The 9393-nt window shown below is 51.2% G+C and carries 13 protein-coding genes; all 13 read right to left on the bottom strand.

Annotated elements, in window-relative coordinates:
• Nucleotides 1–13: 13 nt before the first annotated feature.
• A complete protein-coding gene (locus tag WC891_02960; GenBank protein ID MFA5866907.1) occupies nucleotides 14–736 on the bottom strand; it encodes an HK97 family phage prohead protease in 723 nt (240 codons plus the stop codon).
• Between the two features lie 118 nt (nucleotides 737–854).
• The gene (locus WC891_02955; GenBank protein MFA5866906.1) at nucleotides 855–1634 is read right to left on the bottom strand and encodes a hypothetical protein; all 780 of its coding nucleotides are present in this window, start codon (nucleotides 1632–1634) and stop codon (nucleotides 855–857) included.
• A gap of 38 nt (nucleotides 1635–1672) precedes the next feature.
• Entirely contained in the window at nucleotides 1673–1900 is a 228-nt protein-coding gene (locus WC891_02950; protein MFA5866905.1) for a hypothetical protein, read from the bottom strand.
• Complete coding sequence (locus tag WC891_02945; GenBank protein MFA5866904.1) at nucleotides 1900–3822, bottom strand: phage portal protein; 1923 nt, start codon at nucleotides 3820–3822, stop codon at nucleotides 1900–1902. Before WC891_02945 ends, WC891_02950 begins: the two co-directional genes overlap by 1 nt.
• Entirely contained in the window at nucleotides 3819–5405 is a 1587-nt protein-coding gene (locus WC891_02940; GenBank protein ID MFA5866903.1) for a terminase TerL endonuclease subunit, read from the bottom strand. Before WC891_02940 ends, WC891_02945 begins: the two co-directional genes overlap by 4 nt.
• A gap of 1 nt (nucleotide 5406) precedes the next feature.
• Nucleotides 5407–5901: a phage terminase small subunit P27 family gene (locus WC891_02935; GenBank protein ID MFA5866902.1), complete on the bottom strand. Its 495-nt coding sequence runs from the start codon at nucleotides 5899–5901 to the stop codon at nucleotides 5407–5409.
• Between the two features lie 602 nt (nucleotides 5902–6503).
• Nucleotides 6504–6758, bottom strand: a complete 255-nt coding sequence (locus WC891_02930; GenBank protein MFA5866901.1) for a hypothetical protein — start codon at nucleotides 6756–6758, stop codon at nucleotides 6504–6506.
• Nucleotides 6755–7084: an HNH endonuclease gene (locus WC891_02925; GenBank protein MFA5866900.1), complete on the bottom strand. Its 330-nt coding sequence runs from the start codon at nucleotides 7082–7084 to the stop codon at nucleotides 6755–6757. The genes WC891_02930 and WC891_02925 overlap by 4 nt, the downstream gene beginning before the upstream one ends.
• Before the next feature lie 2 nt (nucleotides 7085–7086).
• Nucleotides 7087–7248, bottom strand: coding sequence for a hypothetical protein (locus tag WC891_02920; GenBank protein MFA5866899.1), 162 nt, complete (start codon nucleotides 7246–7248; stop codon nucleotides 7087–7089).
• Nucleotides 7249–7364: 116 nt separating this feature from the next.
• Nucleotides 7365–7568, bottom strand: coding sequence for a hypothetical protein (locus tag WC891_02915; protein ID MFA5866898.1), 204 nt, complete (start codon nucleotides 7566–7568; stop codon nucleotides 7365–7367).
• Between the two features lie 353 nt (nucleotides 7569–7921).
• A complete protein-coding gene (locus tag WC891_02910; protein MFA5866897.1) occupies nucleotides 7922–8323 on the bottom strand; it encodes a hypothetical protein in 402 nt (133 codons plus the stop codon).
• 3 nt (nucleotides 8324–8326) lie between these two features.
• On the bottom strand, nucleotides 8327–8563 hold the full coding sequence (locus WC891_02905) for a hypothetical protein (protein ID MFA5866896.1): 237 nt from the start codon (nucleotides 8561–8563) through the stop codon (nucleotides 8327–8329).
• A complete protein-coding gene (locus tag WC891_02900) occupies nucleotides 8563–9297 on the bottom strand; it encodes a hypothetical protein (protein MFA5866895.1) in 735 nt (244 codons plus the stop codon). Before WC891_02900 ends, WC891_02905 begins: the two co-directional genes overlap by 1 nt.
• Nucleotides 9298–9393: the final 96 nt, after the last annotated feature.

Below are 9393 nucleotides of genomic sequence, written 5' to 3'. Positions count from 1 at the left end.
TCATTGCCTCGACCTAGACGTCTAGCTCGATCAAATCGAGCTTCTTCCGCAATACGCTCAAGGGTACGAGTGGAGTCCTCCCCGGCTCGTGCCTGACATAGCGGGATAAGACATCGATCGAAGCCTGGATGATGTCGTGGTCGGTATCGCTTAGTTCCAAACCTTTCTCGGCCCGGAAGATTATGCCGGACAACATCGAGGGATCGATGCCGACTTCTTTCAGATTGCTACGGACAGCAACGTCCGTCTGCGGGTAGGCTGGGTAAGTGACAGGAGAAACATCGAACAATTCGACCTCAAGAAGTGTTCGGGTCGTCTCATCTTGATCACCCTCCCAGCTCTCATTGACCGCCCTGAACCCGAAACTCATCTGTGAAACATCGCCGCGCTCGATAGACTCGACATAGCCCGCAGCGGATTCGGGCGGGTTAATTTCGATGGCAAGCCCGTGAGCATTCTCGCCCAGCCGTAATGTCCCCGATTTGTTCCGGCCCAGGACTTTGTCGGAATTGTGATTCCAAAGGGCGCGTATATCGGCTTCCTGGATGGTCTTGGCGAATGCTCCGGGAGTGATTTTTTCCTTGAAGCCATATAAACCTTCTGAAAGCTGATTGAATACGGCCGCATAACCCATAATCTTCTTGCCACCGTCATCGGTGACAAGCCTGGCTTCAGTCGCTGGCAAGAACCGACGCTCAATCTGTCCTTTTGGTGATGCTTTTCTTGATTCAGGCATATCTGCCTCCTTGTCTGACCTGGCAAAATAAAAACGGCCTGATAAGAGGCCGTTTTAACTCGCTTCAGAATCGCTCCTAAGCGACTTTTATGTGGTTTTTGATACTAGATACCCTGCTCTAAGCAGGAGAAATTTCACAAACACAACCTCCATGCAAAGGAGGATGACCCGCGTCACTCTCTATCGCGAACGGTGAATCCAGGCCGGGTACATCCATCTCGTCGCCGGCGCTTAAGAAATTCATGTCGATACCGACGACTTTCCCGTCCATCTCCTGGCATATCGGACAAGCGTTAGCATTCGCCTGCCAGACAAGTGTGGTTATCCCGCCCAAGACGAATGTCTCTTTAGCGATGGCGTTGTCTTCGCGGACTGTCTCGTTCATCGCGTCTTGGTCTGGCCGCTCTTCTTCCCAATCGTCGAATTCGCCATCAAGCTCGTCTGATATCGCACTCAGGTCATCGACCGAAGCCCTAATACTCCTATGATCGTCCAGTATCGTCCGTATTTTCTTGATACTTCGACCGACATGACGAGACGCATACATGTCCGCATACTTGCTGACAAAAGTGTTGATTTCGCCCTGGTTCACGCCGGAATTTATCTCGTCCGACGCCTCCACGTGGATCGCTTCGCCATAAGAACTCATGACCGGTAGCATGACTTTGACGATATGAGAGCGGAAATCGTCATAGTAGGGACTCAATGCTTTGTCGAATTCGTCGATATTCCCTCTTAACAGATGTTTCTTGGCCAGACCCCGAAGGTCTTTTACCTCGCGGCTGATAATACGAGTAACCGCATCAACGAACATCGGCTTGTAAGCACTTCGCAACCGCGTGCGCGCGCCGCGACTTCTCTTCTCGGCTCTGGTTGCCGTGTCCGACCTACGACTCATCCGGGCAACCCTTAATTGGGCTGTTGCTTTCCTCAGGTTCAATGCTCGGCCCCCAGGCATTTGCCGTCTGCGTCGAGATGGGCAACCATAGACCGGCAGGCGCCCCTGCCGGGCGCAATCTCAAAGTTCCATTTACACCAATCGTTATCGCAGCTTAAGGATACCTTGCCCAACGAGCAGCCCCCGTCTTGGATGCGGTGCGGACACTTTTTCGCCTGGCAGACGTAACGGCCATCAACCTTTTTGGGCTTGCAGAATTGACCCATCAGGCTCCCGCCTTTCTGACTAGTGCGACCAGGATTTGATGCTTCTCGCCAGCCTCATCGTACTCGTCTTCCTGCTCGGAATAGAAGTCCAGGATTTCATAGCCGGAAGCCTTTAGCAGGTTAATGAAATCGTCAGCGGTGGTATAAAATTCAATACTACTGTCAACGGACTCAGTATTACCGTAGATATAAACCAGCATCAGGCCACCGTTCACCAGAACCCGGGCCGTTTCCGGTATGCTCCTGGCCAAATTCGAGGCATGTAAGGTAGACAAACTGAACAAAGCATTGAAGGAACCGTCCTCGAATGGCAGGTCCTCCGCGTTGGCTGCCTGGAAGTTTATATCCACTTCAGCCTCTTTCGCGTTGTCTTTTGCCAGCTTTATGGCACTGGGCGCCACATCGATGGCCGTAACCGTGAATCCAGCCCGAGCAAAGAAAATAGAGTCGCGTCCATTGCCACAGCCGATTTCCAGGAGTTTGCCGTTAACACCTTCGTCTTTTAGCTTTTCGACATACTCTTGCGCGAAAAGGGATGGCGTCAAATCAGTAGCCCAATGAGCAGCTCCCTCTTTATATTGCTCCTCCCAGTCATCGGGCGTCATAGCTCGGATGTTCCGGACATCCCTCCCGGCACTGGGTGACGCTTTCGGAGGCGGAGGATTCGCTAGATCGGCAGCCGATACCATATTGAGCGGCACGAGATAAATATTCCCCTGGCCATCCGGCAGCGGGTTCCTATTCTCGATCTCGCAAATATCGTCCGCACTCATCCAACCAGCATTCCTAGCTTGTGCATAGGCGGTATAGCGGCTTACCGTATCGCCGCGCAAGAGCCCATCGACCAGGAGCTCGGCGAATATCTGTGTCCGCTGTTCTTTCGGCACCAACTGGGTCAGGATAGCCATCTCGTCGCGCCGCGCCCAGGGTCGGATGCTATAGACTACATAGTTTATTGATTGGTGTTCGATATTACTGAAGGTCGCCCTTTCTAAATCCTGCAAGAGATGAGGCGGGATGCGGAGTATCCGAGCGATCTCTTCAAGTTGAAAACGCCGTGTGTCGATAAACTGGGCATCCCCGGGGGGCATCCCGACCTCTTGAAATTTTGTGCCCTCTTCAAGAATGTCGAAGGTATGCGCTTTCTCCGAACCCTCGTGGCTCTCCTTCCAGCTTTTTTTCAATCTCTCATAGGCCTCGTCAGATAAAGCTTCAGGGGTTTCAAGATAACCGCCGGGTCTTGCGTCATTGGCGAAGAAACGCGCCCCGTATTCCTCGGCCGCTATGCTCAGTCCTAGCGCTTCACGCGCCAAGCCGATCGGACTTATCCCGATAAGCCCGTTGTAAGACAGCCCCTTCACGTGGAAGACATTCGCAGCTGGTAGCGGAACAATACTGGTCTTTGGGTCAGCTATTACCTTCTCGCCCGTCCTCGGATCAACATAGGTCGTTGTCGCCGGGTCTTTTTGATAGAAATAGGTCAGTTCCCCACCGATTCGCCGGACTTCCATCCGGTCAGGCATCAAGGGCCAGAGCTGCGCCGGGTATCCGTCCCGGCCCCATATAATCTGAGCGTAGAAATTGCCCCAAAGGTTGAGGTGCGTAATCTTTAATTGCTGAAATACGAACGCGTCCATCTCCGGGTTCGGCTGATCATGCAGAATTGGATATAGCGGATGGTCATAGGCGCGTTCTTTGCCTCGAGGCTTGAGTCGGCGATAGGTTATGACAGGCAAGCTCGCTATGTCTTCGGAGAGAACCCGGATGCCCGCAGAAAAAGCAGCATGAGCCATCGCGCTCGAGACGGTTACTGATTTGCCGGACGCGGATGGTGCGTATCCTAATATTTCCAAGAGCCTAGCATCCGGGTTGCTCGGATGGCTGCGCATCTCGAGACTGAATCTTCCGACCTGTATTCTCACCCAATACTCCTTACGCCTCGCGTGTCATAGACGCTCTTCTTGTTCTTGTGCCTGAGTGCCCGGTCGACCGCCATGATGCCGGCCACGATACCATCTATCCGCTCTCTCGATCTGCTCTTGTCGGGCTTCATGTTCCCCGCCGGGTCCTGTTTTATGGCCACGTTCGACGCCATCCAGCGCAGAACCGGGTGACCGCCGTGGATGAGACGCTTCTGCATGACCATCGTCTCAACTTCTTTGGTTGGCGAAGCCATACTCGCGAACCCTTGTCCCATCGGGACCATCGTGAATCCTGCATCGTCTAAGTGCTGACTGATCTGCGTAGCGCCCCAGCGGTCGAAAGGTATCTCTTTGATCTTGTATAATTCGCCGATTTTCGCTATGTCAGCTTCGATAGTGTCGTAATTGATGACGTTGCCAGGGGTTGCTTTGATAAATCCGCGCTTGACCCACTGGTCATATGGGACCTTGTCTTTCTTGACCCGGTCCGCGATATTGTCAGCCGGGATCCAAAAGAACGGTAGCCATGCATGTTTGTTCTCATCGAGCGGGAAATCCAGGACGAAAGCGGCGATGTCGATGCTCGATGCGAGATCAAGACCTCCATAACACGTCCGCCCTTTCAGCTTATCGAGATCTATCTCCCCGGCCGCCTCATCCCACAGTTTCATCGGTAGCCATTTCGTCTCTTGGCTGGTCCAAATGTTCAAACGAAGCCTCTTGAATATGTTTTCTTTCGAAGGGACCTGCTTAGCCTCTTCGCACGCGACCCTTAAACGCTCAATGTCAAACGTGCGCCCTAAAGACGGATTTGCCTTTTTCCAGATCTCTTCATCGGTCCAGTCAATAGTCGACCAATCGTCTTGTTCGCCGGCGGAGAATATGACGGGTAAGAATTCAGAATCATCAATAATCCCGTCGCGGACCTTAATCGCATAATCGTGGACTTCCCAACACACCGAATTCTTGTCATACCCGGCCGTAGTGAGATAGACCATCACCGGCTGTCGTCTTGCGTCGCCGGCCCCGTCACTCAGGACGTCATACAGATCCCGGTTCGGCTGGGCGTGAAGTTCATCAAAGACGCAGCCGTGGACATTAAAACCGTGCTTTGTCCTAACATCCGAACTCAGCACCTGGTAGTACGAATCGGCACCGTAATAAACAATGCGCCGTTGCGAATCAAGGACCTTTAGCTGTTTTGAAAGATACCGCGAATTCCGCACCATCTTAGCTGCCGGCCGGAACACCAGACTCGCTTGTTCTCGATCCGCGGCCGCGGAATAAACCTCTGCACCCTCTTCGCCATCACCAGCCAACAAGTAAAGAGCGATGGCGGAGCCTAATTCAGTTTTGCCTTGTTTCTTAGGAATCTCGATATAGACTTTTCGATATTGTCGAAACCCGTCTGACTTCAGAATCCCGAATAAAGGTCTTATGACACAATGCTCTTGCCAGTCGAGAAGCCTGAACGGCTTACCCGCCCATTGGCCCTTCGTGTGGGTCAGGCAAGATATGAAGTCGACAGCATGGTCCGCGACTTCCTTGTCGTAACGAGGGTCATCTTGATAGGGATACTGCATCTCATTGCTTCGCCCTCTTTCGCTTCATAAGTTCTTCCAGCGGGTCGACTCCTTCCTGCGGGTTGAACGTTCCGAGCCTTGTTCTGGCTGAAGGAGTTAATCCAAATTCAGTACAAAATGCGCGGAGTTGTTTAAGAGCATCGTTGGCGATCTTAACCTGTGGCAAAGGCTTTAAGGCTTTAACTTGACCAAACTCGTCATAAATGGGGTACGTTTGACATTTCTTCTTGACCAGGTAATCTGTTGCTTTCTTCCATACAGCCCATGACTCGCAATATGCGGCGAGTGCGGCCTTGTCTACCTGCGTAAGTAAACCCAAACGAACAAGTTCAGGTACTATCCGTTTCCACTCCCACTTTGCGGGTCCTGACAAGAACCTCGGGCATGCCGGGATCGTAGTATCCGGTTTTGGTTCTTCTCGCTCTTTGAGCTTTAGTTTTGATGGATTCCCATTAATCACATGAAGCTTGGTAGGTAGTGGTTTGCGACCCTTCATTCTATCCCTTTCAGAAACTTCAATTTCCCGATTTAGTGCGCGAAGCTGCCCAACGGTCTAGGGTTAGCAGGTCAGGAGGTATTTTACCCGCCCCCCTATATTACGTGACCTTTAGGTTTGTCCTAACCCGTTATTGCTACAGCTCCTTATATCCTTTGTTACTCTCTATATCTCTAAGGCGACTAGCGCCTGTTGGTTATGGTGTGAGAAGAACATCTTTGCTTTTCCATATGATGTACTGCTTTATTGGTAGCCCAAAGATTGGACAATAATCATTTGTCCAACCGGTACCTGGAACCACTGGCCCTTGTAATCCCCAAACGACAATCCTGTCAGGAGCGCCATCGTTCCAGCCTTTGAATAAACGGAAGCTTGTTATTTGAAAGATTCTATTAAATATCTCCAGCTTGCTCATTGCCTGTCTAGCCTCTTCCATGTATTACCTGTTCTTATCTCCATTACTAATAGATTTACAATCCGATTGACCAACCACGTTGTCTGACATTTGTTGAGAAATGGTTTTACAACAACAGCCACAGACATCAACGTCTGGACTAACCACATGCGTCTCACTCTTGCTTCCAATCGAATCTCCAGATCACTCATGGCTTCTTGATGCCGAAAACCTTAACAACCTCATCGGCTTTCATCTTCTTTTCAACCAACGCTTGCAAGGTAATAAGCGCCTCGGCATCAAAATCTATTTCGTCTATAAGGATCTTTAGGGTCACAGTATTCACATCTTCAGTACTCATAGATAAGTCCAGTTCCCTTAAATGTTTCAAAGGCACGCCATCCAGTTCAAATGTAAGACCGTTCGCCGTAAGTGATTTACCTTTGATAACGAGTTTACTCATCGCCTATCCTCCGTTGCCGTCTTCCTGTTATGACAGGTAGTACATAAAGCCTGGTGATTAGTTGGATCGTAGAAAGCATCACCAGGTCTAAAAGGGATGATATGGTCTACAACCGTTGCTGGATGCTCACACCTAACACATATCGGGTTGTGCCTCAGATACCAGCGTCTGTATCGTTGCCAGCGTGACCCATAACCGCGCTCTGTGGATCCGCCGCGGTCTCTGTCGTATTGTCTGCCTTGATCCTTATGATCTTCGCAGTAGCCGTCGTGTGTCAGGTTAGGACAACCCGGCTGCCGGCATGGCTTCTTCAGTTTGTTTGGCATATCTACTCGACTAACGGGTCAGCGTTGTCCTCAACCAAAGCCGCGAGATGATTGTTCTGCCCGGTGCCTTGTGATAAGCCGCCCTTGGATACATCAACAGGTGTTAGAGTCACCAAGAATGCCTTACCGATTAGCGCCAGGTAAGCCTCGTTCGCTTTGATCATCTCTGCCTCAGGGACACTGACCGTAAATTTACAGGAACCTTGCCCATCACCCACTATCATGTTTCCACTCGGAGGCGGGAACGCTACAAAGCTGTAAGTTCTCTCGCCCTCTTTGCTCATCGATTGAATCCAAACGGTGGCTCAACAGGCTCGACGCGCTTTATGACACGCCCGTCCGGACCATAGATATAGCAAGGCTGAGGCTGCGAATAATCAACCGTCGGCATATTGGTTTTTACGTATTGACGGTTATGCCTTGCATAGTCATCATCTATCGGCTCAGCTTCCGAATCTCCGCTTATATCGATATTGTCAGCCATGACGCGCCCTTTCCCATACCGTCTCCTGAGCTAATTCAAATCGTTGAGTAAGTCCGTACTTTGCAGCAAAAGATTTCTGGCCGAGATTATGACTCTCGGAATGATGCCAATACGGAACACGCGAACAAAGGTATATCTCGTTCTCCGGACACAAGGCAGCTGCACCCCAGCGTTTGCGTGTCAAGAAATGATGTTTCTCTGCCGGCGTCTTGCCACAGATCTCGCAATAGTGGGTCATGGAATTAAAAAAGCCCGGACAAGAAGTCCGAGCCGTATTGTGGAGACAAATCTACATCTTAAGAATACCATATCTGTCAAGACCGCTCTGACCTTGTATTGTTTATTTTCATTCATCATTTCTGCTGTTCCTGTTGTTTTGGCTTTCTCAAGGTTCTAGCTAAGAGGCCAATCGCATCTTCAACCTTCGAAATAGCCCCGTTCACATCCTCAACAGCGTTACGCCTCTTGTAATCAACCTGCTTAGATATGCCAAAGTACCGTTCTTTCTTTATGTAAATGCCTTCTTCTTCCCTATATTGCTTCCTGCTGGACTGCTTCTGACCCTGCCCGTCGTTCGGTCCTGGCCATGACCTACCGGTGCCACTCCCTCCATAGGTAGAGTCTCGCAACTCTTGCTCGCTGGACGTGAGCTCGGTTATGAGAACAAGCAAGTCCACTGTTCGCCTAAGGAGGCTTGACCCGTAATCGTTCGGGTTCATCTTCTCGTATTCATCAGCTATTTTTTTGATATCCACCGCCTACCTCCTGCCCTTATATCTGTCCGCTCCCGGCGCCTGCCGCATCAGCCTGTCGAAGTCCTTGTCGGTCATATGTTTGAGCTCGTCCTCAACCAGCTTCTTGTTCACTTCCGCTTCTAATCCGCTGACAAAATCTTTGCCGGCGGCCAGTCTTTCCAGTCGCTTATGCGTGATCAAGCCCGCCTTGACCAATCGTTTCCGGGTGTGTTTGCGAAGGATCTCCGCGATCGACGGCATTAGGGGTTGACCTCGTTTAAGTCGCCTTCCCGGTAAGACAAGACCAGTTTGAGCTCACCCTTGGCCTCGAATACGCGGCCGTCGGCAGTGCGGAACTTCACGCGCACAACATCGAAGTTTTGCCGGCGCTTGCTGGGAGGTTTCAGATGCCGATATTTCGCACGATAGGCGTCGTTTCCCCTTTTCTTTATTAAGCGTCTATGTGCCATAGCGCATTCGGGCTTGCCGCACGTTGCCTGATTCGCGCGTTCCGGTATGTAATCGTCCAAGCAGTAATCACAGATTTCGGGGATTGCCTCTTTAGACGTCGGGACGTCTTTGGGGTGCGAAGTTTCAGCAGATGGCACTTTAGCGACCTGGGGTTTATCGGCTCGCGGCCAACGTCTCAGAGGATATGGCTTATCGTCCGTTGGTTTGTTCTTAGATTCCGGCAGAGTGAGTTTGACTACCGGCGCGTCCTCCTGTGCCTTGACAGCCTCTTCGACTTTTTTCACACGTTCTACCGTCCACGCCTCGGCGCGTAGGATGAACTCGAACAGCTTACGCCTCTCGTCCGCATTGAAAATCGTGAGTGCCCTAGCCCTCGCCAAAAAGCCCTCGCGTATCTCCCTCGTGCAATCCGGGCAATAATCGCCGACCGTGTCGTATTTGCTCACCGGCTCGTCGCACTTAGCGCAGTCGCGATCGGGTAGATCCTCGGCTTTTACGCTTTCCTTGAAACGGTTCTTACCCATATCTCCCTCCTTAAGCCCGAAAGGCCAGCCTCGACTCTTGGGTCTTCAAGAGCGAAACTGGCCTCCGGTTTTTCCATCTAGCCCTGTATTCGATTC

It is taken from the genome of Actinomycetota bacterium, from assembly GCA_041658625.1.
Taxonomy (GTDB): domain Bacteria; phylum Actinomycetota; class JAHEXW01; order JAHEXW01; family JAHEXW01; genus JBAZZW01.
Note: the sequence above shows the minus strand (reverse complement) of the source record. Positions and strands in the feature narration are given on the sequence as shown.